General features: G+C 73.3%; 22 protein-coding genes and 1 pseudogene. 9 read left to right on the top strand and 14 right to left on the bottom strand.

Annotated features, from left to right (window positions below):
• Positions 1 to 39: 39 nt before the first annotated feature.
• Positions 40 to 500: pseudogene (locus ACZ514_RS26910) on the top strand (tyrosine-type recombinase/integrase); the annotation flags it as partial.
• Positions 501 to 1,177: 677 nt separating this feature from the next.
• On the opposite strand, the gene ACZ514_RS26905 reads toward ACZ514_RS26910, so the two are convergent.
• Entirely contained in the window at positions 1,178 to 1,936 is a 759-nt protein-coding gene (locus ACZ514_RS26905; protein ID WP_468701629.1) for a phosphoglyceromutase, read from the bottom strand.
• A 162-nt stretch (positions 1,937 to 2,098) separates the two neighbouring features.
• On the opposite strand from ACZ514_RS26905, the gene ACZ514_RS26900 reads away from it, so the two are divergent.
• Entirely contained in the window at positions 2,099 to 3,505 is a 1,407-nt protein-coding gene (locus tag ACZ514_RS26900) for an MDR family MFS transporter (protein WP_469125868.1), read from the top strand.
• A 141-nt stretch (positions 3,506 to 3,646) separates the two neighbouring features.
• Here the strand turns inward: ACZ514_RS26900 and ACZ514_RS26895 are convergent, their stop codons facing one another.
• On the bottom strand, positions 3,647 to 4,138 hold the full coding sequence (locus ACZ514_RS26895) for a type III secretion system chaperone family protein (protein WP_467895649.1): 492 nt from the start codon (positions 4,136 to 4,138) through the stop codon (positions 3,647 to 3,649).
• On the bottom strand, positions 4,131 to 5,513 hold the full coding sequence (gene mshA / locus ACZ514_RS26890; protein WP_468174138.1) for a D-inositol-3-phosphate glycosyltransferase: 1,383 nt from the start codon (positions 5,511 to 5,513) through the stop codon (positions 4,131 to 4,133). Before mshA ends, ACZ514_RS26895 begins: the two co-directional genes overlap by 8 nt.
• Before the next feature lie 222 nt (positions 5,514 to 5,735).
• On the opposite strand from mshA, the gene ACZ514_RS26885 reads away from it, so the two are divergent.
• The 3 genes from ACZ514_RS26885 (at position 5,736) to ACZ514_RS26875 (ending at position 9,606) form a co-directional block, all read left to right on the top strand.
• Complete coding sequence (locus tag ACZ514_RS26885; protein ID WP_468174140.1) at positions 5,736 to 6,548, top strand: class I SAM-dependent methyltransferase; 813 nt, start codon at positions 5,736 to 5,738, stop codon at positions 6,546 to 6,548.
• 316 nt (positions 6,549 to 6,864) lie between these two features.
• Positions 6,865 to 7,977 (top strand): C40 family peptidase, encoded by a 1,113-nt coding sequence (locus ACZ514_RS26880; protein WP_468701637.1) that lies wholly within the window; start codon positions 6,865 to 6,867, stop codon positions 7,975 to 7,977.
• A gap of 366 nt (positions 7,978 to 8,343) precedes the next feature.
• Positions 8,344 to 9,606, top strand: coding sequence for a PP2C family protein-serine/threonine phosphatase (locus tag ACZ514_RS26875; RefSeq protein WP_468174144.1), 1,263 nt, complete (start codon positions 8,344 to 8,346; stop codon positions 9,604 to 9,606).
• An 83-nt stretch (positions 9,607 to 9,689) separates the two neighbouring features.
• On the opposite strand, the gene ACZ514_RS26870 is transcribed toward ACZ514_RS26875, so the two are convergent.
• The 3 genes from ACZ514_RS26870 to ACZ514_RS26860 all read right to left on the bottom strand — a co-directional run bounded on the left by ACZ514_RS26870 (position 9,690) and on the right by ACZ514_RS26860 (position 11,126).
• Positions 9,690 to 10,028, bottom strand: a complete 339-nt coding sequence (locus tag ACZ514_RS26870) for a DUF2516 family protein (RefSeq protein WP_468174146.1) — start codon at positions 10,026 to 10,028, stop codon at positions 9,690 to 9,692.
• Positions 10,029 to 10,143: 115 nt separating this feature from the next.
• Complete coding sequence (locus ACZ514_RS26865; protein ID WP_468701641.1) at positions 10,144 to 10,695, bottom strand: hypothetical protein; 552 nt, start codon at positions 10,693 to 10,695, stop codon at positions 10,144 to 10,146.
• Between the two features lie 23 nt (positions 10,696 to 10,718).
• Positions 10,719 to 11,126, bottom strand: a complete 408-nt coding sequence (locus tag ACZ514_RS26860) for a helix-turn-helix domain-containing protein (protein WP_468174150.1) — start codon at positions 11,124 to 11,126, stop codon at positions 10,719 to 10,721.
• Between the two features lie 120 nt (positions 11,127 to 11,246).
• On the opposite strand from ACZ514_RS26860, the gene ACZ514_RS26855 reads away from it, so the two are divergent.
• Positions 11,247 to 11,900, top strand: coding sequence for a maleylpyruvate isomerase N-terminal domain-containing protein (locus ACZ514_RS26855; RefSeq protein WP_469125867.1), 654 nt, complete (start codon positions 11,247 to 11,249; stop codon positions 11,898 to 11,900).
• 88 nt (positions 11,901 to 11,988) lie between these two features.
• Here ACZ514_RS26855 and ACZ514_RS26850 read toward each other — a convergent pair whose 3' ends face one another.
• The gene (locus tag ACZ514_RS26850; RefSeq protein WP_468701645.1) at positions 11,989 to 12,339 is read right to left on the bottom strand and encodes a winged helix-turn-helix transcriptional regulator; all 351 of its coding nucleotides are present in this window, start codon (positions 12,337 to 12,339) and stop codon (positions 11,989 to 11,991) included.
• A 53-nt stretch (positions 12,340 to 12,392) separates the two neighbouring features.
• On the opposite strand from ACZ514_RS26850, the gene ACZ514_RS26845 reads away from it, so the two are divergent.
• Both ACZ514_RS26845 and ACZ514_RS26840 read left to right on the top strand, forming a co-directional pair.
• Positions 12,393 to 13,316, top strand: coding sequence for an NAD(P)-dependent oxidoreductase (locus ACZ514_RS26845; protein ID WP_469125866.1), 924 nt, complete (start codon positions 12,393 to 12,395; stop codon positions 13,314 to 13,316).
• Between the two features lie 82 nt (positions 13,317 to 13,398).
• On the top strand, positions 13,399 to 13,740 hold the full coding sequence (locus tag ACZ514_RS26840) for a DoxX family protein (protein ID WP_468174158.1): 342 nt from the start codon (positions 13,399 to 13,401) through the stop codon (positions 13,738 to 13,740).
• 26 nt (positions 13,741 to 13,766) lie between these two features.
• Here the strand turns inward: ACZ514_RS26840 and ACZ514_RS26835 are convergent, their stop codons facing one another.
• The 4 genes from ACZ514_RS26835 to ACZ514_RS26820 all read right to left on the bottom strand — a co-directional run bounded on the left by ACZ514_RS26835 (position 13,767) and on the right by ACZ514_RS26820 (position 17,483).
• The gene (locus ACZ514_RS26835) at positions 13,767 to 14,663 is read right to left on the bottom strand and encodes a sigma-70 family RNA polymerase sigma factor (RefSeq protein WP_469125865.1); all 897 of its coding nucleotides are present in this window, start codon (positions 14,661 to 14,663) and stop codon (positions 13,767 to 13,769) included.
• Positions 14,660 to 15,478, bottom strand: a complete 819-nt coding sequence (locus ACZ514_RS26830; RefSeq protein WP_469125864.1) for a putative protein N(5)-glutamine methyltransferase — start codon at positions 15,476 to 15,478, stop codon at positions 14,660 to 14,662. The genes ACZ514_RS26835 and ACZ514_RS26830 overlap by 4 nt, the downstream gene beginning before the upstream one ends.
• Before the next feature lie 25 nt (positions 15,479 to 15,503).
• Positions 15,504 to 16,748 carry a GNAT family N-acetyltransferase gene (locus ACZ514_RS26825; RefSeq protein ID WP_468174164.1) on the bottom strand — a complete coding sequence of 415 codons (1,245 nt, stop codon included), beginning with the start codon at positions 16,746 to 16,748 and terminating at the stop codon, positions 15,504 to 15,506.
• 138 nt (positions 16,749 to 16,886) lie between these two features.
• Entirely contained in the window at positions 16,887 to 17,483 is a 597-nt protein-coding gene (locus tag ACZ514_RS26820; protein WP_469125863.1) for an RsiG family protein, read from the bottom strand.
• Between the two features lie 133 nt (positions 17,484 to 17,616).
• Here ACZ514_RS26820 and dtd point away from each other — a divergent pair, with 133 nt between their 5' ends.
• Positions 17,617 to 18,042 (top strand): D-aminoacyl-tRNA deacylase, encoded by a 426-nt coding sequence (dtd, locus tag ACZ514_RS26815; protein WP_468174168.1) that lies wholly within the window; start codon positions 17,617 to 17,619, stop codon positions 18,040 to 18,042.
• 27 nt (positions 18,043 to 18,069) lie between these two features.
• Here dtd and ygfZ read toward each other — a convergent pair whose 3' ends face one another.
• The 3 genes from ygfZ to ACZ514_RS26800 all read right to left on the bottom strand — a co-directional run bounded on the left by ygfZ (position 18,070) and on the right by ACZ514_RS26800 (position 20,150).
• Positions 18,070 to 19,038 (bottom strand): CAF17-like 4Fe-4S cluster assembly/insertion protein YgfZ, encoded by a 969-nt coding sequence (gene ygfZ, locus ACZ514_RS26810; RefSeq protein WP_468174170.1) that lies wholly within the window; start codon positions 19,036 to 19,038, stop codon positions 18,070 to 18,072.
• 20 nt (positions 19,039 to 19,058) lie between these two features.
• Entirely contained in the window at positions 19,059 to 19,499 is a 441-nt protein-coding gene (locus ACZ514_RS26805) for a Fur family transcriptional regulator (RefSeq protein WP_468174172.1), read from the bottom strand.
• 78 nt (positions 19,500 to 19,577) lie between these two features.
• On the bottom strand, positions 19,578 to 20,150 hold the full coding sequence (locus tag ACZ514_RS26800) for a heme-binding beta-barrel domain-containing protein (protein ID WP_467895598.1): 573 nt from the start codon (positions 20,148 to 20,150) through the stop codon (positions 19,578 to 19,580).
• Between the last annotated feature and the right edge of the window lie 47 nt (positions 20,151 to 20,197).

Genomic DNA, 20,197 nt, shown 5'->3' with positions numbered 1-20,197 from the left:
GCTACTTCACTCCGGTCGACCTCGCGGGCCTGCTCGGCGGGCGGCAAGCTCCGAGACGTCCCGCTGCCGGGCCCGGTGGCTGATGCGCTGCGGACCCACATCAAGCGGTGCCCGCCCGTCTCCATCACTCTGCCCTGGGGCGTGGCCGGCGGACCCCTGGTGACGAAGCGGCTCGTCTTCACCGCACCGCTGGGCGGCCATGTGTGGCGGGGCATGTTCAACACCGACCAGTGGAAGCCTGCCCTTGCAGCCGCGGGCGTCATCGAAGAGCGGGAGGAGGGGAAGAGATCTACGCCTCCGCTCACGAGCACGGCATGCATGCCCTCCGGCACTTCTACGCATCGGTGTTGCTGGATGCTGGTGAAAACATCAAGGCACTGGCCGAATACCTGGGTCACTCAGACCCCGGTCTGACGTTGCGTGTGTATGCGCATCTGATGCCCAGCAGTCGGGATCGGACCCGTAATGCGGTAGCACAGATCTACGAACGCACGCCCTAGCGGATCGGTTTCCGACTTTCCGTATCCGGTAAGTCGAAAACCCAGAAGCGGCCGTCCGCGAGCTATATAAGCTTCGGCCACACCGCTAGCGAGCTAGCTAGCAACTCCACTCAGGAGCGAACCGCTACCTACACAGTAGAAATGTCACAGTAGGCCACGGCCCCTCAACAGGGGCGTCGCTCCTACTAGGAACTGCCAGTAACCTCTAGAAACTTCTAGACGGAAATAGCGGTTTGCGCAACATGCCTAACAGGTCTAACCGCGCACCACCTGGGAGTTTGTGACACCGATAGACCCCTCGGTAAAGTCACCACAGCAAAAGAGAGCCGCCCTGGCAGGGGCGGCTCTCGCTCCGTTTGCGCTGCACGACCATCGCAATTGCCGACACACACCAGCACATCAGGAGAGGGCTCCATGGTGCCACGCCCAGGTTTGACCATCGACATCTCGCTACGCGAACTACCGTTCCTAGCCATCAGCGCGGGCGCAGCAGCCCTGCCCGCGTGGACCGACGTCCCCCCGGCCGCCGCCCTGCCCGTGGCCGTCCTGGTCGCAGCGCAGATCCGCATCCGTCGGCAGGCCCGGCGCGCCTGACGGCCCACAGACGGCCCCAGCCCAACGAGAAGCCCCCCACTCGCCGGGAGACGGCAGGTGGGGGGTTGTTTCGTGCTTCGGGGTTACTTCTTGCCCTGGTTCTTGACGGCCTCGATGGCGGCGGCCGCGGCGGCCGGGTCGAGGTAGGTGCCGCCCGGGGTGACGGGCTTGAAGTCGGCGTCCAGCTCGTAGGAGAGCGGGATGCCGGTGGGGATGTTCAGGCCCGCGATGTCGGCGTCGGAGATGCCGTCCAGGTGCTTGACCAGCGCGCGCAGGCTGTTGCCGTGGGCGGCGACCAGGACGGTGCGGCCGTCGAGGAGGTCCGGGACGATCGAGTCGTACCAGTACGGCAGCATGCGGACGACGACGTCCTTGAGGCACTCGGTGCGCGGGCGCAGCTCCGGCGGGATCGAGGCGTAGCGCGGGTCGTCGGACTGGGAGAACTCCGTGCCGTCCTCGAGGGCCGGCGGCGGGGTGTCGTAGGAGCGGCGCCACAGCATGAACTGCTCCTCGCCGAACTCGGCGAGCGTCTGGGCCTTGTCCTTGCCCTGGAGGGCGCCGTAGTGGCGCTCGTTCAGGCGCCAGGAGCGGTGGACGGGGATCCAGTGGCGGTCGGCGGCCTCCAGGGCCAGCTGCGCGGTGCGGATCGCGCGCTTCTGGAGGGAGGTGTGCACGACATCGGGGAGCAGGCCGGCGTCCTTGAGCAGCTCACCGCCGCGGACCGCCTCCTTCTCGCCCTTTTCGTTGAGGTTGACGTCCACCCAGCCGGTGAACAGGTTCTTCGCGTTCCATTCGCTCTCGCCGTGGCGGAGGAGGATCAGCTTGTACGGTGCGTCGGCCATGCGTACGAGCCTAGTGGACGCCGTGGGGCGCCCGCGCGCGGTCCCGGGGGCTCCGGAGGCGGCCTCCGATTGACTGGCGGCGTCAATTCAGTGGACGCCGGGGGACCCCGCTCGTAATGTGCCGGGGGTTCCAGTGGCACTTACATCATCGGGGGAATCCACATGTCAGCTGCCGCCCGTTGGGGCCGGGCCGCCCGGGAGAGCGTCTCGGGCCTGCCGCCCGCGTTCTGGTGGCTGTGGGCCAGCACGCTGGTGAACCGGCTCGGGGCCTTCGTCGCCACGTTCATGACCTTGTACCTGACCCTGGACCGGGGCTACTCGGCCTCGTTCGCGGGGCTCGTGGTCGCCCTGCACGGGCTGGGCGGGGTCATGTCCTCGCTGGTGGCGGGCGTCATGACCGACCGGCTGGGGCGGCGGCCGACGATGCTGGCGGCGAACGTGTCGACGGGGCTGTCGGTGGCGCTGCTCGGGTTCATGGAACACCCGGCGGCGATCGCGGCGGTGGCGGGGCTGGTCGGGATGGCCGCGAACGCCTCGCGGCCCGCGGTCTCCGCGATGATGGCGGACATCGTCCCGGAGCGGGACCGGGTACGCGCCTTCGCGCTGAACTACTGGGCGATCAACCTGGGCTTCGGGATCAGCTCGGTGGTGGCGGGCGTGGTGGCGGAGTACAGCTACCTGGCCGGCTTCCTGGGCGAGGCGGCGCTGACGCTGCTGTGCGCGGTGCTGGTGTTCGCGAAGCTCCCGGAGTCGCGCCCGGTGAAGGACGCGGACGTCGGCGCGGCGGCGGACGCGGAGCCGGAGATCGGGCTGGGGACCGTACTGCGGGACGGCCGGTTCATGGCGGTGGTCGGGCTGTCGTTCGTGATATCGCTGATCTTCACGCAGGGTTCGGTGGCGTTGCCGGTGGCGATGGGCCGGGCGGGCTTCTCGCCCGGGGACTACGGGCTGGTCATCGCGGTGAACGGGCTGCTGATCGTGATCCTCCAGATCCCGGTGACGCGGTGGATCGAGCACCGCGACCCGCGCCGGCTGCTGGTGGCCTCGGCGCTGCTGGCGGGGTACGGGTTCGCGATGACGGCCTTCGCGGGGGCGTTGTGGGCGTACGCGCTGACGGTGTGCGTGTGGACGCTGGCGGAGATCGTGAACTCGCCGACGCAGATGGGGCTGGTGGTGCGGCTGTCGCCGGTGCACGGGCGGGGCCGCTACCAGGGGATGTACACGATGTCGTGGGCGGTGGCGGCGCTGGTGGCTCCGCTGATGGCCGGCTTCGTGATCGACCGGTACGGGGCGGGGTGGCTGTGGGCGGCCACGGGCGTACTGGGCACGCTGGCGGCGGCCGGGTACTGGCTCCTGATGCGGGGACTCTCCAAGGAGGGCGGAGTCGCGGCCGCGGGCGGGGGCGCCGGCGTGGGCCCTGCCGCCGCCGCGCCGGCGAAGCCCGCTGCGGGAGCGGCCCCGGATACCGCCGGGGTGATGGCCGAGACCGCAGGCTCTGGCCCCGCCGCGCCGGCGGCACCCGCGGTGGCGAAGCCCGCCGACCCGGTGGCGGTCGCCTCGGAGGCATAACCGCCGGGGGACGGGCCGGCCCGGTGTGCGGGGCCGGCCCCTCTCCGCCCTGGGGCCGCGCCGGGCTGTGCCCGGAGCCCTCGGCGGGCTCTGGCGCCGCCGCGCCGGCACCCGTGCCCGCACCGCGCACGCGGCGAGGTGTCAGGACGGGGACGGCTGGGTCAGGTGCTTGAAGGCGTCCAGGTTGCGGGTCGACTCGCCGCGCGAGACGCGCCATTCGTACTCGCGCCGGATCGCGCTCGCGAAGCCCAGTTCCAGGAGGGTGTTGAAGGCGCCGTCCGCCGCCTCCAGGACGGTGCCCAGGAGGCGGTCGAGGTCGTCCGGGGTGATCACCGACAGCGGGAGCCGGGCCGTGAGGTAGACGTCGCCGAGCGGGTCGACCGCGTACGCCATCCCGTACAGCTTGAGGTTGCGCTCCAGCAGCCAGCGGTGGACCCCGGCCTCGTTCTCGTCGGGGTGGCGGATGACGAAGGCGTTGACCGACAGCGAGTGCCGGCCGATCCGCAGGGAGCAGGTGGTGCTCAGCTTGCGCGTGCCCGGCAGCTGGACGACGTACGAGCCCGGCTCGGGGCTCTCCCAGCTCAGCCCGGCGCCGGCCAGCGTGGACTCGATGATCGCGGCGGTGTCAGCCATGGTGGGAGCGTACGCGACGGCGGTGATCGTGCATGGCCGCGGTGTACACGTCTGCGGTTCCGCCGGCGGCGGTGTCCCAGCCGAAGAACTGCGCGTGCCGCGCGGCCTCGGCGCCCATGCGGTCGGTGAGCCCGGGGTCGTCGACGAAGCGCCGCAGCTCGCGCGCGTAGTCCACCGGGTCGTGTCCGGGTACGAGGATCCCCGTCACCCCGTCGTTGACGGCGACGGGCAGTCCGCCGACCTCGGCGGCGAGGACCGGCGTACCGGTGGCCTGGGCCTCGATGGCGACGAGGCCGAAGGACTCGTTGTAGGACGGCATGACCAGCACGGACGCCGCGCGGAACCAGTCGGCGAGCCGGTCCTGGGCCACGGGCGGGTGGAAGTGGACGAGGTCGGCGATGCCCAGCCTGGCGGCGAGCTTCTGGAGCCCCTCGGGCTTGGCGAGGCCGCTGCCGCTCGGGCCGCCGACGACGGGGACGAAGAGGCGCCCGCGCAGCGCGGGGTCGCGGTCGACCAGCTCGGCGACGGCCCGCAGCAGGACGTCGGGGGCCTTCAGGGGCTGGATGCGGCCCGCGAACAGCGGGATCACGGCGTCCTGCGGCAGGCCGAGGCGGGCGCGGGCGGCGGCGCGGCCGTCGCCGGGGGTGAAACGGTCGAGGTTGACGCCGGGGTGGACGACGGCGACCTTGCCCGGGTCGGCGTCGTAGTGCCGGACGAGCTCCTCGGCCTCTTCGGCGGTGTTCGCGATGAGCCGGTCGGCGGCGGCGACGATCTGCGTCTCGCCGATGACGCGGGCCGCGGGCTCGGGGGTGTCGCCCTCGGCGAGGGCGGCGTTCTTGACCTTGGCCATGGTGTGCATGGCGTGCACCAGCGGTACGCCCCAGCGTTCGGCGGCGAGCCAGCCGACGTGGCCGGACAGCCAGTAGTGGGAGTGGACCAGGTCGTAGTAGCCGGGCCGGTGGCCGGCCCAGGCCTGCATGACGCCGTGGGTGAAGGCGCACAGCTGCGCGGGCAGCTCCTCCTTGGCGAGGCCCTCGTAGGGGCCCGCGTCCACGTGCCGCACGAGGACGCCGGGCGCGAGCTCGACCACGGGGGGCAGGCCGCCGGTGGTGGCGCGGGTGAACACCTCGACTTCTATGTTGATCGCGGCGAGGCGCTTGGCGAGCTCGACGATGTAGACGTTCATGCCGCCGGCGTCGCCCGTGCCCGGCTGGTGCAGCGGTGAGGTGTGCACGCTGAGCATGGCCACGCGGCGGGGTTTGCGGTGGTGGCCGACGGCGGGCAGGCGCAGGCGCGGGGCGTCGGGACGGCCACCGCGGGCGGCGGCGATGCGGCCGCTGATGCTGCCGCCGAGACGGGACACGTACTGGCTCAAGGGAGCAGTTCCTCTCGCTCGGACGGCGGCGGACGGTCCTCTGCGACCCGCTCCGGCGGTCGGGTCGGCAGCGCCGGTGGGGCGGCATGGCTGCGGGAGCGCGGTCGGCGCCCTGCAAGGAGTGCAACCCGGACGGCGGTCCGCCGCATTCCGGGAGCCCGGAAGTTCCTGTCCGTTTGCCGGGTTTTTATCTTGGCCGCACCCTCCGCATACGCTCGGCGCATGGTCTCCCGCAGCACTCCGCCGTCCCCGAAGCGCCCCGAGGGCACCGTGACGCGCGGGACGACGAACCCGAACCGGCTGCGCCGCATGGACCGCTGGATCGCCGCCGCGCACGGGGCCGCGCTGCGCCGGGCGGACGCGCCGGTGGCGGTGGACCTGGGGTACGGGGCCGCGCCGTGGACGGCGGTGGAGCTGCTGGCGCGGCTGCGGGAGGCGGCTCCCGGGGTGCGGGTGGTCGGCATCGAGATCGAGCCGGCGCGGGTGGCGGGCGCGAAGCCGTACGAACGGGACGGGCTGAGCTTCCGGCACGGGGGCTTCGAGGTGCCGCTGGAGGGCGGGGAGCGTCCGGCGCTGATCCGGGCGGCGAACGTCCTGCGCCAATACGACGAGGAGCGGGTCGCGGAGGTGTGGCAGCGGCTCTGCGGCCGGCTGGCCCCGGGCGGGCTGCTGGTGGAGGGGACCTGTGACGAGATCGGCCGGCGGCACGTGTGGGTGGCGCTGGGACCGGAGGGGCCGCGCACGGTGACCTTCGCGACGCGGCTGGGCTCGCTGGAACGGCCGTCGGACCTGGCGGAGCGGCTGCCGAAGGCGCTGATCCACCGGAACGTGCCGGGCGAGCCGGTGTACGCGTTCCTGCGCGACTTCGACCGGGCGTGGGCGGCGGCCGCGCCGTACGCCTCGTACGGGGCGCGGCAGCGGTGGATCCGGACGGCGCGGGCGCTGGCCGCCGACTGGCCGCTGGCGGACGGTCCGGGGCGCTGGCGGCAGGGGGAACTGACGGTGCGCTGGGAGGCGTTGCGCCCGGCGGGGTGAACCTGGCGCGGTGGGGAACCGGCGTCGGAGGCGGTCCGTTGAGTCGGCTGGGACGGTCGGGGGGTGACTGGTCATGATCGGAAGGGCATCCGGAGGGTGTTGCAATCCACCGAGTCGTGGCACCATCCCGGAGACAGTGCCAAGTTACTGATGGATAGTCAGATCTGATGTCCGGTCCGGTCCGGGCCGATCCGGCCCGATTCGTGCCGTTCTCCGGTGGGTCGGCCGTCGGCCTCGGCCTTCGGCCGCCGGCGAACGGCAGTCGGCGGTCCGCCGGCCGGTGACATCGGTCTGACCCGGGGCGCCTGGGGGAGCCATGGGGACCGTGAAGCGAGCGTCGTCGCGTCGGCAGGGAGTGTCCGCTCTCACGCTGCTGTGCGCCATGGCGATACTGGCGGCCCCGGGCCTCGCCACCACCGCGTACGCGGCTCCGGGCGCGCCCTCGGCCCCGTCGGCCCCGGCCGCGCCGGCGGCCCCCGCGCCCGAGCCGGGCGCCAAGTCCCTGGAGCAGGTCCGCAAGGAGATCGAGGACCTGTACCGCCAGGCCGGCAGCGCGACCGACGCGTACAACCTCGCGGAGAGCGAGACCAGGGCGCAGTCCGAGCGGATCGTCCAGATCGCCAACCTGGTGGTGGCCGGCCAGGACCGGATCTCCTCCCTGAAGGACCGCGCCGGCGCCGCCGCCCGCGCCCAGTACCGCTCGGGCGGACTGCCGCCGGGCGCGCGGCTGGCGTTGAGCGACAGCCCGGCCGACTTCCTCGACGGGACGGGCCGGTTGCGGCAGGGCGAGAAGGCCACCACGGACCTGCTGTCCGAACTGAACCGCACCCAGACCGATTTGGAGCGGTACGCCAAGGAGGCGGGCGCGCTCTGGCAGAAGATGGAGGACAACCGGGCCAAGAAGGAAGCCGCCAAGAAGCAGATCGAGGAGAAGATCAAGACGGCGGAGGCCCTGGAGAACAGGCTGGAGGCCGAGGAGAAGGCCCGGCTGATCCAGCTGGAACAGGAAGCGCAGTACAAGGCGCAGACGGCATGGCTGTCCTCGGGCGCGATGAGGGACGTCAACGGCGCCGCCACGGACGCGGGCAAGCGGGCCGTGCAGTGGGCCACCGCGCAGATGGGCAAGCCGTACGTCTGGGGCGCGACGGGACCGGACTCCTTCGACTGCTCCGGCCTGACCTCGCAGGCCTGGCTGGCGGCGGGGCGGGGGATCCCGCGCACCTCGCAGGAGCAGCTGCGGCTGCTGCCCAAGGTCGCGCTGAAGGACATGCGACCGGGGGACCTGATCATCTACTTCGACGACGCGAGCCACGTCGGCATGTACGTCGGTGACGGCGCGATGGTGCACGCCCCGCGCCCGGGACGCACGGTGACCATGGCGGGCGCGGGCTCGATGCCGATCAAGGCGGTGGTCCGCCCCGACGCGTAGGCCCCGGCCGGGCGGTGAACGTCACCCGGGGCCCTGGGGGCCCCGGGACCCCGCGTCGCCCCGGGCGTGGGCCGTCACGGGCGCGGGCGCGGGCCGATGCGTACGGACCCCCACCCCCCGGGGCGGCCCCGGCCAGGCCGGGCGGCGCGTGGCGGGGGCGGGCGGGGCGGGCGGTGGGCGGGGCCGTGCGTGCGGGGGTGGCTGCGGAACGTGAGCGCGGTGTTCCGGGGAGCGGGACGGGGTGCGGCGGGCGCGTGACGTTGGTCATCCCGGCCGAACGGTTTTCCCCCGCGTTAGGGGCATATGACGCCGGCCCGCCCCCGCTCCCATTCCGCTCGCCCGTGCCCGCCCGCTAGGGTCAGCCGCATGAGCGCACCCTCGGGGGGAGGCAAGGAACCGGAGACCATGCCCGTACCCGTACCGCGGCAGAGGGACATCCCCGCCACGGACAGCGGTCCCGCACCCCAGCCGTCACTGACGCTGCTGGTGGTCGAGGACGACCCCGCAGGCGGTCTCACCGTCCCCGAGATCCTCGACGCCGACGGCCACCGGATCCGGATCCGCAGCGCCCGCAACCTCACCGAGGCCGCGCGGCTGCTCACCCCCGACGTGCACTGCGTACTGCTCGACCTGGCCCTGCCCGGCCCCGGCGAGGACGGCCTCGGCGCCCTGCGCGAAGTCCTCCGCATCGCCCCCGGTCACGCCGTCCTCGTCCTCACCGGCGAGGCCGACGCCGACCGCGCCGCCGAGGCCGTACGCGTCGGCGCGCAGGACTTCCTCTACCGCGACGAGCTCGACGGGCGGCTGCTGAGCCGCGCCATCCGCTACGCCGTGGAGAGAAAGCGGGCCGACGTCGCCCAGTACAAGCTCGCAGAATCGAAACTGCGCGCCCAGGAGAACGCCCGCCTCGAGCGCGGCCTGCTCCCCACGCCCCTCCTGGAGGGCTCCGACCTCCGCTTCGCCGCCCGCTACCGCCCCGGCCGCAGCCGGGCCCTGTTGGGCGGCGACTTCTACGACACCGTCCGCACCCCCGACGGCACCGTCCACGCCATGATCGGCGACGTCTGCGGCCACGGCCCCGACGAGGCGGCCCTCGGCGTCGAGCTGCGCATCGCCTGGCGGGCGCTGACCCTGGCCGGGCTGTGCGGGGACGACCTGCTCGCCACGCTCCAGGAGGTCCTGGAGGTGGAGCGGCCCTGCGAGGAGATCTTCGCGACGCTGTGCACGGTGGACATCTCCCCGGACGGCCGGCGGGCGGGCCTGTGCCTGGCCGGGCATCCGGCCCCGCTGATATCCAGGCCCGGCGCGCCCGCGCGGCTGCTCCCGTACGAGAACAGCGGCCCGGCGCTCGGGCTGCTCCCCCGGGCCCGCTGGCCCCGCCGCCAGGTCGACCTGGGCGGCACCTGGAGCCTGATGCTCTACACCGACGGCCTCATCGAGGGCCGCGTCGGCGACGGCCGCGAGCGCCTCGGGCAGGACGGCATGGTCGACATGATCAACCGGCACCTCGAGCGCGGACTGAGCGGCGAGGCTCTGCTGGAGGCGTCCGTCACCGAGGCCCGCCGCCTCAACGGCGGCGAGCTCACCGACGACGTCGCCGTGGTCCTGCTCTCCCGCGCGGCGGGCTAGCACCGCACGTACCGCGCCGTACCGCACTGCCCGCGCGTACCGCGACCGGCGCGACCGGCCGCGCGGCGCCGGGACGGGGTCGGTCAGCGGCCGCCGTTGTACGGGCCGTACGGGCCGTCGCTGCTGCTGCCTCCGCGGCGCGGGCCGCCGCCCGAGACCTGCTTGAGGGCGGGGCGCACGTCGACGAAGAACACGATGCTCGCCACCAGGCCCGCGATCTGCAGGAACAGCATGCCGAGGAAGAAGTCCACCAGGACGGTCACCCCGAGGATCACCAGCCAGAAGGTCTTCGTCTGCTTGTCGGCGGCCCGGTACGCGTCCTCGCGCGCCAGCAGCGCCATCACGAAGGCCACGACGGCCAGCGCCAGCATGGCGTAGCCGAGCAACGGGAGCACCCCGTTATCGAACCCCTGCATCAGCATGTCCCGACCGCCTTCTCACATCCGGCACCAGTGACTCCACGCTACCGCCGGAGCCGTCTTCCCCCACGGCAACGAACCGGGCACCCGCCGGGTGCCCGGTCCGCATTCCGCTCGTTCAGGCCTCTTCGACGGTCTCGGCGGCGGCCTTCTTGGCCGTGCCGCGGCGCGCGGCGGGCTTCTTCGCCGCGGGCTTCTCCTCCTCGGCGCCCTCGGCAGCGGCCTCCGCCGGGGCGGGGGCCGGGGCGGGGGCGGGCTCGGGCTCCACGGCCTCGGCGATGTCCACGATCTCGTCGGCGACCTCGCCGCGCCAGGCCCGTACGGCCTGCTCGCCGTGCTCGGCGACCTTGTCGTAGGTCTCCTTCGCCCGGACGGCGTACTCGGCGGCCACGCCGACGCCGCGCAGGGCCAGGTCCTGGGCGGTCTCGCCGAGCTTCTTCGGGTCGATCGAGCCGAACACCTCGGTGACCTTGGCGGTGACGGCCTCCTGCACGGCCTTCGGGTCGGTGTTCTTCACGGCCTCGATGCGGGCGGGGGCCTCGGCGCGCAGCTGCTCGATGAGCGCGGGCACCTTCCTGGCCTGCTGGACGGCGAGGTCGGCCGTACCGGCGGCGAAGTAGAGGGGGGTGGGGTCGGTGAGGGTCTTCTTCAGGTCATCGGCGATGGCCATGTGCGGGTCCTCCCGGATCACAGTCAATTCGTAGGGGGCATCGCGGCGTCGTCGCCGGCGCTCTCGCCGGGGGCCTCTTCGGCCTCCAGCGCGTTCTCCTTGCGGAACGCGTCGTAGATCTGGAGCAGCACCTGCTTCTGCCGCTCGTTGATCGACGGGTCGGAGAGGATGACGGCCCGCGTCTCCACCTCGTCCCGGTCCCGCTCGTCGAGGATCCCGGCCTGCACGTACAGCGTCTCCGCGGAGATCCTCAGCGCCTTGGCCAGCTGCTGGAGGATGTCCGCGCTCGGCTTGCGCAGCCCGCGCTCGATCTGGCTCAGGTACGGATTCGACACCCCCGCCGCGTCGGCGAGCTGCCGCAGCGAGAGCTGGGCCTGCCGCCGCTGCTCACGGAGGTATTCGCCGAGGTTTCCGACGTTGAGCGATGCCATGCTCCGATCCTGCCGCACCTTGCTAACTATTGCAAGCGCTTGCTAGCAATAGCTCCCACTCCAACCGGCCGCCGCCCCGCCCACTGCCCCGGGGCGCCCGGCCGGTGCTAGCTTGCGGGCGTGGACCTCTTCTCCCAGTCGTGGGCCGCGCTGCGCGCCGCGGTCGACGGGCTCTCCGACGAGGACTTCGCGCGGCCCTCCGGCTGCCGGGGCTGGCTCGTACGGGACCTCGTGTGCCACCTCGTCATCGACGCCCAGGACGTCCTGATCACCCTCGTCACCCCCGCCGACGCGGAGCCCACCCGGGACGCGGCGAGCTACTGGGAGGTCGGCGCGGTGCCGGACGGGGAGGACCCGCTCGACGCGCTGACCGTGCGGCTGGCCGCCGCGTACGGGGAGCCGTGGCTGCTCACCTTCCACCTGGACGACGTCGGTTCCGCCGCCGGGCGCGCCGCGGGCCTCGCCGACCCCCGCGCCCGGGTCTCCACCCGCGACCAGGTGCTCACCGCCGGCGACTACCTGGCCGCGTACGTCCTGGAGTGGACGCTGCACCACCTCGACCTGGTCGCGCACCTCCCGCACGCGCCGCGCCCTCCCGCCGAGGGCCTCGCCGGGTCGCGGGCGCTGCTGGAGCGGATCGCCGGGGCGCCCTTCCCGGCGTCGTTCTCCGACGAGGACGCCCTGCTCGTCGGCACCGGCCGGCGCTCCGCCACCGCCGCCGAGGCGGCCGCCCTCGGGGAGCTGGGCGCCAGGCTGCCGCTCGTCCTGGGCTGAGCACCCGCCAGGTACCCACCTTTTTGTGGGTACTTGGCGAGCCGCGGCCGCCGCGCGAAGCTGGTGGGGCGGCAGGGAAGGAAGGGGTTCAGGAAGCCGCGCGGGCAGCGGCGAGCCTTTCCAGGCGCCGGTGCCCCCAGTCGGACAGGGCCGCCACCGCCCCGGCGAGTTCCCGGCCGAATCCGGTCAGGGAGTACTCGGTCTTCAACGGCAGTACGTCGTGCACCTCGCGGTGCACGATCCCGTCGGTCTCCATCTCGCGGAGCGCCTGGGTCAGCACCTTCTCGCTGAGCCCCGGCAGCCGGCGCCGCAGTTCACCCGGACGCTGGGGGCCGTCCTCCAGCAGCCACAGCAGGGCCGTCTTCCACTTGCCGTCGATCACGGCGATCGCGGCGGTCACTCCACAGACGTCCGGATCCTGGGCGCGGCTGCGCGTCATTCCCCTGCCTCCCCTTCTACGCGTACCACTCATGTTTTCACGGGAGTTGAGCCATGTCTTCGTCCACCCACCAGCCCACCGTCACCGTACTGGGCCTCGGCCCGATGGGCCGGGCCCTCGCGGGCGCCTTCCTGGACGCCGGTCTGCGCACCACCGTCTGGAACCGCACCCCCGGCCGTGACCGGGAACTCGTCGCACGGGGTGCGAACGCCGCCGGGTCCGCCTCGGAAGCGGTCGCCGCGAGCGCCCTGACCGTGGTCTGCGTGGTCGACTACGAGGCCGCCGATGCCGTCCTGCGGCCCCACGACGTCACCGCCGCGCTCAAGGGGCGCACCGTCGTCAACCTGACCGCCGACGCCCCGGAACGCTCCCGCGAGAGCGGCGCCTGGGCGGCCGCGCACGGCATCCGCTACCTCGACGGCGCGATCATGACCCCGGCCACCACCATCGGCACCCCGGACGCGGTGTTCATCCACAGCGGCCCCGAGGACCTCTACCGCGAGCACCGGCCGGTGCTGGAAGCCCTCGGCGGGACCCACACCCACCTCGGGGAGGACATCGGCCGGGCGGCGGCGTACGACATCGCCCTGCTGGACATCTTCTGGACGGCGATGGCCGGCTACGCCCACGCCCTGGCGGTGGCGAAGGCCGAGGGCGTCAGCGCCGGGGAACTGGCCCCGTTCGCCCAGGGCATCGGCGCGATCCTGCCGCCGCTCTTCGCGGAGTTGGCCGCGGACGTGGACGGCGGCGGCTACTCCGGCGCGATCAACCCGCTGACCTCGGCGGCCTCGTCCATGGCCCACATCATCCACACCTCCGAGGCGCACGGCATCGACGCCGGACTGATGCGCGCCACCGAGGGCCTGGCCCGCCGGGCCATCGGCCACGGTCACGGCGGCGACGGGTTCATCCGCGTCGCCGAACTCCTCGGCAGGACGGCCGTGCCGGCCCGTGCCGGGGAAACCTCCGGAAAATAGTTCCGGCGGGCTGTCACATCCGGGCGGGGCGGCGGGTCAGAGGGATGCAGAAGCAGACAGGACCGTCCCGAAGGAGCTCCCGATGTCCACCACCGCCACCGTCGTCACCCTGGTCGCCGCCCTCATGGCCGGTCACTCCGGCGTCTCGCTCCTCGCCCGCGCCGCGTACACCGTCGGCCCCCTCGTCCAGTACGGGGTTCCGCGCGGCTGGTGGAACCGGCTCGGCGCCGCCAAGGTCGCCGGAGCCGTCGGCCTCCTCGCCGGGTTCGCCGTGCCGGCCATCGGGATCGCCGCCGGTACCGGCCTGGTGCTGTACTTCGCCGGCGCGGTCATCACCACCCTGCGCGCCCGCGACTACGCCCACGTCGTCTTCCCGGTGGTCTACGCCGCTCCGATGGCCGCCGCCCTCGCCCTGGCCGTATGAGACCGGGGCGGGGCGGCGGCCCCGTCTCAGCCCTCCAGGGCCGTCAGGTCCAGCCGCGCCAGCCGCTCCGGGTCGGACAGTACGTCGATCGCGACGATCCGGCCGCCGACGACGGTGAAGGCCATCACCGACACGGCCCGGTCCTTGCGCACGACCACGACGCCCGCGGCGCCGTTGACCAGCGCGGGGCGTACGAACGGGGTGAGCGCGCCGTACGTGACCGCCTGGCCCGCCACCGTCCGCGCGCCCCTGAGCACGGCGGTGAGCGCCCCGCCCCCACCGCCGTCGGAGCGCAGCACCACGTCCGGATCGAGCACCGCGACCAGCGCCTCGAACTCCCCGTCCCGCGCGGCGGCGAAGAACGCGTCCACCGCCTCACGCTGCCGTGCGGGGTCCGCGTCGGGCGCCGGCGCCTGCCCCCGCACCTTGCGGCGCGCACGACTGGCGAGCTGCCGCGTCGCCGCGGCGGACTTCCCGATCAGCGGGGCGATCTCTTCGAACGGCACCGCGAACATGTCGTGCAGGACGAACGCCAGACGCTCCGCGGGCGCCAGCGACTCCAGCACCACCATCAGTGCCAGCCCGACCGAGTCGGCCAGCAGCACCTCCTGCTCGGGGTCGATCCGCCGCTCGGGGCTGAGGAGGGGGTCCGGAACCCGGGTCTCCAGCCGCTCCACGGGGTCCTCGCGCCGCTGCTCGCGCGAGCGCAGCAGGTTGAGGCAGATGCGCGAGACCACCGTCGTCAGCCAGCCGCCGAGGTTCTCGATCCCGCTCGCGCCGGTCCGGTCCAGCCGCAGCCAGGCTTCCTGGACGGCGTCGTCGGCCTCGCCGAGCGAGCCGAGCATCCGGTAGGAGACCGCCCTCAGATGGCCTCGGTGCTCCTCGAACCGCTCCGCCGGCGACGGCCCATCGGGCCCGGTCACGGCACCGGAGCCACGGCCGGCGCCCGGCCGATGAGGACCGTCGCGTACAGCTCCTCCGAGGTGACCGCCCGCACCTCGAGGCCGCCCCCGGTCAGCGCGGACGCCGTCAGCGGGGCCTGCCGGGCGCTCGTCTCGATCAGCAGGTGTCCGCCCGGCGCGAGCCACCGCGACGCCTCCGCCGCGACCCGGCGGTGGACGTCCAGGCCGTCCGGGCCCCCGTCGAGGGAGACGAGCGGCTCGTGGTCGCGGGCCTCGGGCGGCATCAGCCCGATCTCCCCCGTTGGCACGTACGGGGCGTTGACCAGCAGCACGTCCACCCGCCCCCGCAGCTCCGCGGGGAGCGCCGCGTACAGGTCGCCCTCCCACACGGAGCCCCCGTACGGGGCCACGTTCCGCCGCGCGTACGCCAGCGCCGCCGGATCGATGTCGGCCACGTGCAGCTCGACCCCGCCCGGGACCCGGGCCGCCACCGCCGCGCCGAGGGCACCGACCCCGCAGCACAGGTCCAGCACGACCGCGCCGGGCCGGGCCAGCTCCACCGCCTCCTCCACCAGGAACTCCGTACGCCGGCGCGGCACGAAGGCCCCCGCGCCCACTTCCACGCGCAGCCCGCAGAACTCCGCCCAGCCGACGACGTGCTCCAGGGGTTCGCCGTCCACCCGGCGGGCCACCATGCCCGCCAGGTGGGCGTCGTCGGTGGCGGCGGCCGCCAGCAGGCCGGCCTCCTCCTCCGCGAAGACGCAGCCCGCGGCGCGCAGCCGTTCCACTATCGATGTCACGTAGCTCAATCCTCTTGTTGTGCACGGCACCGGCATCCGGGGCCGGTGGTGACGATAGGCCTCAGAAGACGTCCGGGCACCACGGCCGGCGGGCGGTCCGGAACACCGCGTCGGCGAGCGCGACCGCGCCCGGCCGCTGCTCCACGACCCGGCCCAGCGCGGCCAGCCGCACCGCCGACGCGTCGCCCAGGTAGAGGGAGCCCAGCGCGGACACGTCGAGCCGCAGGCCGGCCGGCTCCCCGGTACGGGCGCACGTGCCGGCGCCCGCGTCCAGCCGGTAGCGGCCGCCCGCCGGACCGGTGGGGTCCTCGACGTCCAGGACGAGCACCCCGGGCACGTCGTACGTCCGCGCGCCCAGTGCCCGTACGACGTCCAGCACCCGCACCCACAGGAAGTCGGCGGCCGACACCGGCCGGGCCGCACGGGCGTCGGGCAGCAGTTCGGGCAGCAGGTCGTCGGGGGCCCGGTTGCCGCTGCGGACCTTCAGCACCCAGTCGATGGAGCACAGGAAGTGCCACAGCGCCCGCTCGGCCTGCGGGGTGAGCGCGAGGAAGTCCCGCACCTGGACGGTGTTCAGCGGGGTCTTGGCATCGGTCCAGTGGTCGTCGGCCTGGTACGCGGCGAGGCCCGCCACCTCGCCGTCCGCGTCCCGGTACACCGCGAACATCTTCTCCCGGTACGGGCGGTGGGACATCTGCTCCAGGCCCGTCGCCAGGTTCCACCAGCGCTCGTCGCGGTCGACGAGGCCGTGGCGGAAGGCTCGCAGCCGCTCGTGCAGGGCGGGGCCCACGCGCCGCACCTCGGCGGCGTCGGCCAGGTCGATCCGGCCGCCGCCGACCGGCGCGGGACGGCCGCGGTCCAGGCCGGTGCGCGCCACGTCGACCTCCCATTCGGCGTGGACGGTCGCGGCGCCGTACCCGTAGCGCCCGTAGATCGGGTACTCGGCGGCGATCAGGGTGGACAGCACGTCGCCGCGCGCGTGGGAGGCGGCCAGTTCGGCCTCCATCATGCGCGTCAGCAGGCCCTGGCGGCGGTGGGTGGGCAGCACGGCCACGTTCGAGACCGCGCTGCACCCGACGGCGGCACCGCCGGGCACGGTCAGTTCCTGGGCGAAGGAGCGGAAGGTGGCGACGCACCGCCCGGTCTCCTTGTCGAAGGCCCCCTGTACCCGCGCGAGGTCGCTGCTCGCGGCGCGCTGGGCCACATCGGATTCCGTGGGGGTGCCGGGGGTCAGGAAGCCCGTGTTCAGCGTGGTGAGCCAGGCGGGCAGTTCGGATGCGGCGATCGGCCGCACGTCAGCGCTCATGACCGGCCACGCTAACCGCCGGGTACCGGCCGGGTCGCCCGAATTTCACCGCGCACCGAACCCTGGCCCCGGCCGTGCCCCCGGGCCGTGCCCCCGGGCCGTGCCCCGGGCACACCGCCCCGGCACGCGCGCGCCGGGTCACGCCAGCAGGTCGTCCACCTGCGCCTCGCCCTCGCGGTAGCGGCGGGTGATCTCCGCGCTGGAGTCGTCCGCCATCCGCTGGAGCTGCTGCCGCCGCCGCGAGACCTGCTGCTCGTAGCGGACCAGGCGGCCCATCGCCTCGTGCAGCTCGCCGTCGGTGCGCGCCTCCAGGTCGGAGAGTTCCACGTCGGACAGCATCTCCGCCGCCAGCAGCCGGTACTCCTCGCTGTGCGGGGTCCCGAGGGTGACGTGCCGGGCGGAGGCGCTGCGGCTGGAAGGGGCGTCGGCGAGGATCTCCGAGAGCCGGTCCACCACCGGCGCCTCGGGGTCCGTACGGCGGGCGAGCTCGGCCCGCAGGATGTCGATGCGGCCCTGCAGGAGTCTGCGTACGTAGCTCAGGTCGGCCTCGTCGCGCTGCGCGTCGCGCCGCAGCGCGCGCAGCTCGGGCAGCCCGAGGGCGGTCGCGGGGGTGGTCGGCCCCAGCGGCTCGCCGGTGCGCTGCGCGGGAGGCCACCCGGCGGGGCCCGCCGCGGGTGCCGGAGCGGGTGACGCGGGTGACGCGGGTGCAGGTGCGGAGGTACCAGAAGTGTTCATGACGTTCGTATCCGTCCCCTCGACCGGTGCTGGTGGCACCGCCTGCGTGCATGGTGCCACTCTCCGTGGTGCGGACGCAGTCTCCGTCCACCCGATCGGCCCCGGACGGGTGCACAGCTGGTACACAGGTGGTATGCGAGCAGTGGTGCAGAGGGTGGACGGCGCGAGCGTCGTCGTGGCCGGCGAGACGGTCGGCGAGATCGTCGGCGAGGGCGTGTGCGTGCTGGTGGGGGTGACCCACGACGACACCCCGGAGAAGGCGGAGCTGCTGGCGCGCAAGCTCTGGTCCGTACGGATCCTGGAGGGCGAGAAGTCCTGCAGCGACGTGGACGCGCCGCTGCTGGTGATCTCCCAGTTCACGCTGTACGGGGACGCGCGCAAGGGCCGTCGCCCCACGTGGAACGCGGCCGCGCCGGGGCCGGTGGCGGAGCCGCTGGTCGACGAGGTCGTGGCGCGGCTGCGGGCGCTGGGCGCGACCGTGGCGACGGGCCGGTTCGGCGCGGACATGCGGGTCTCGCTGACGAACCAGGGCCCGTTCACCCTCGTCATCGACATCTGAGCGGCACCTGACCGCCGGGCCCGGACCCTACGGCGCTACGACGACCTCCTGCGCGGCGGCCGTGTTCCCCGCCAGCAGCGGGGCGTCGACCGGGACGTTCCGCTTGACCAGCGCGAGGGCGATCGGGCCGAGCTCGTGGTGGCGCACGGCGGTGGTGACGAAACCGAGCTGGCGCCCTTCCTCCCCGTCCGAGGCGAGCCGTACGGGCGTCCCGTGCGCCGGGAGCAGCACCTCGGAGCCGTCCAGGTGCAGGAAGACCAGGCGGCGCGGCGGCTTGCCCAGGTTGTGGACGCGGGCGACGGTCTCCTGGCCGCGGTAGCAGCCCTTCTGCAGGTGCACGGCCGTCCCGATCCAGCCCAGCTCGTGCGGGATGGTGCGGTGGTCGGTCTCCAGGCCGACGCGCGGCCGGTGGGCCTCGACGCGCAGGGCCTCGTAGGCGAGGAGACCGGCGGCGGGGCCGTGGGCGGCGGCGAAGGCCTCCAGCTCGGCGCGGGGCAGGAAGACGTCACGGCCGTGCGCGGTCTCGCGCACGACGTGCTCCTTGGCGACCTCGGCGATCGAGCCGGCCGGGAGGTGGACGACGGCGAAGTCGTCGGTGCGGTCGGCGACCTCGACGCGGTAGAAGAACTTCATCGACTCCAGGTAGCCGAGGAGCGCCTCCCGGGTGCCGGGCTCCACGTGCGCCCAGACCGTCTCGCCGTCGTCGACGAGGTAGAGCGCGTGCTCGATGTGCCCATGGGCGGAGAGGATCAGCGCCTCGGTGGCCCGTCCGGCGGGCAGCTCGCTCATGTGCTGGGTGAGCAGCAGGTGCAGCCAGCTCAGCCGGTCCGCTCCGGTGACGGTGACGACCCCGCGGTGGGAGAGGTCGACGAAGCCGCGGCCGTCGGCGAGGGAGCGCTGTTCGCCGTAGAGCTCTCCGTAGTGGGCGGCGACGCCCTCGTCGATGCCTTCGGCCGCTACGGCGCCGGGGAGATGGAGCAAGGGGCTGCTGGTCATGCCACCAGCCTACGACCCCGCTACGCGGTGCCCGCCTGGCGCCCGGCCGCCGCGCACTTCTCGCAGAGCCCGAAGATCGCGAAGTGCTTCATGTCGGTCTCGAACCCGAAGGTGGCGCGCAGCTTCGCGGTGAACGCGTCGGCGATGTCCACGTCGGCCTCGATGACGCCGGTGCACTCGCGGCAGACGAGGTGGATGTGGTGGTGCCGGTCGGCGAGGTGGTAGGTCGGGGCCCCGTGCCCGAGGTGGGCGTGGGAGACCAGCCCGAGCTCCTCCAGGAGCTCCAGGGTCCGGTAGACGGTGGAGATGTTCACCCCGGAGGCGGTCTTGCGGACCTCCACCAGGATCTCGTCGGGGCTGGCGTGCTCCAGGGCGTCGACCGCCTCGAGCACGAGCTGGCGCTGCGGCGTCAGCCGGTAGCCGCGCTGCCGCAGGTCACTCTTCCAGTCGGTGGTCACCACCCGGCCAGTGTAAGCGCGGAAAGGGGACCGCGGTCAGCCCGCGGTCCCCTTCACCTCTGCCCGTGCCGGGTGCGTCGCTCAGCGGAAGAAGGCGATGCCGTCCTCGGGGAGCTCCGGGAGGTTGCGCGCCATGTCGGCGATCTCCTCCGGGGTGACGACCTTCTTGAGCTGGGCCGACATGTAGGGGCGCAGCTCGACGTCGGGGGTGGCCTTCTCGCCGACCCACATGAGGTCGCTCTTCACGTAGCCGTAGAGGCGCTTGCCGCCGCTGTACGGGCCGGACGCGGCCGTACGCGCCACCGCGTCGGTGACCAGGTCGATCTGGGGCTTCTGGTCGGCGAGCTCGCCGTACCAGACCTCGACGACACCCTGGTCGCGCACCATGACGATCTCGACCTTGCGGTCCTTGTCGATGCGCCAGTAGCCCGACTCGGACTCCAGCGGGCGCACCTTGTTGCCCTCGCTGTCGAGCACCCACGTGTGGGAGGTGTACTCCAGGAAGTCCCGGCCGTCGTGGCTGAAGACGACTTCCTGGCCGAAGTTGCACTTCTCCTCACCGGGGAAGTCGAAGACGCCCGCGCCCTCCCAGTTGCCGAGGAGGAAGGCGAGGGGGACGAGGCCCGGGTTCAGGTCGGAGGGGATCTGGATCATGTTTGGCTGCTCAGGCGATCTGTGGGAGGGGTTCCGGGGCGGTCGGC

This window comes from Streptomyces sp. NPDC034086 (assembly GCF_055575515.1).
The sequence above is the reverse complement of the archived record's forward strand: the minus strand, read 5'-3'. Positions and strand labels throughout refer to the sequence as shown.

Coding starts and splice junctions, on each gene's coding strand:
- ACZ514_RS26905 (WP_468701629.1), bottom strand. CDS start 1,936: ATGGCCGACGCACCGTACAAGCTGATCCTCCTCCGCCACGGCGAGAGC.
- ACZ514_RS26900 (WP_469125868.1), top strand. CDS start 2,099: ATGTCAGCTGCCGCCCGTTGGGGCCGGGCCGCCCGGGAGAGCGTCTCG.
- ACZ514_RS26895 (WP_467895649.1), bottom strand. CDS start 4,138: ATGGCTGACACCGCCGCGATCATCGAGTCCACGCTGGCCGGCGCCGGG.
- ACZ514_RS26885 (WP_468174140.1), top strand. CDS start 5,736: ATGGTCTCCCGCAGCACTCCGCCGTCCCCGAAGCGCCCCGAGGGCACC.
- ACZ514_RS26880 (WP_468701637.1), top strand. CDS start 6,865: ATGGGGACCGTGAAGCGAGCGTCGTCGCGTCGGCAGGGAGTGTCCGCT.
- ACZ514_RS26875 (WP_468174144.1), top strand. CDS start 8,344: ATGAGCGCACCCTCGGGGGGAGGCAAGGAACCGGAGACCATGCCCGTA.
- ACZ514_RS26870 (WP_468174146.1), bottom strand. CDS start 10,028: ATGCTGATGCAGGGGTTCGATAACGGGGTGCTCCCGTTGCTCGGCTAC.
- ACZ514_RS26865 (WP_468701641.1), bottom strand. CDS start 10,695: ATGGCCATCGCCGATGACCTGAAGAAGACCCTCACCGACCCCACCCCC.
- ACZ514_RS26860 (WP_468174150.1), bottom strand. CDS start 11,126: ATGGCATCGCTCAACGTCGGAAACCTCGGCGAATACCTCCGTGAGCAG.
- ACZ514_RS26850 (WP_468701645.1), bottom strand. CDS start 12,339: ATGACGCGCAGCCGCGCCCAGGATCCGGACGTCTGTGGAGTGACCGCC.
- ACZ514_RS26845 (WP_469125866.1), top strand. CDS start 12,393: ATGTCTTCGTCCACCCACCAGCCCACCGTCACCGTACTGGGCCTCGGC.
- ACZ514_RS26840 (WP_468174158.1), top strand. CDS start 13,399: ATGTCCACCACCGCCACCGTCGTCACCCTGGTCGCCGCCCTCATGGCC.
- ACZ514_RS26830 (WP_469125864.1), bottom strand. CDS start 15,478: ATGCCGGTGCCGTGCACAACAAGAGGATTGAGCTACGTGACATCGATA.
- ACZ514_RS26825 (WP_468174164.1), bottom strand. CDS start 16,748: ATGAGCGCTGACGTGCGGCCGATCGCCGCATCCGAACTGCCCGCCTGG.
- ACZ514_RS26820 (WP_469125863.1), bottom strand. CDS start 17,483: ATGAACACTTCTGGTACCTCCGCACCTGCACCCGCGTCACCCGCGTCA.
- dtd (WP_468174168.1), top strand. CDS start 17,617: ATGCGAGCAGTGGTGCAGAGGGTGGACGGCGCGAGCGTCGTCGTGGCC.
- ygfZ (WP_468174170.1), bottom strand. CDS start 19,038: ATGACCAGCAGCCCCTTGCTCCATCTCCCCGGCGCCGTAGCGGCCGAA.
- ACZ514_RS26800 (WP_467895598.1), bottom strand. CDS start 20,150: ATGATCCAGATCCCCTCCGACCTGAACCCGGGCCTCGTCCCCCTCGCC.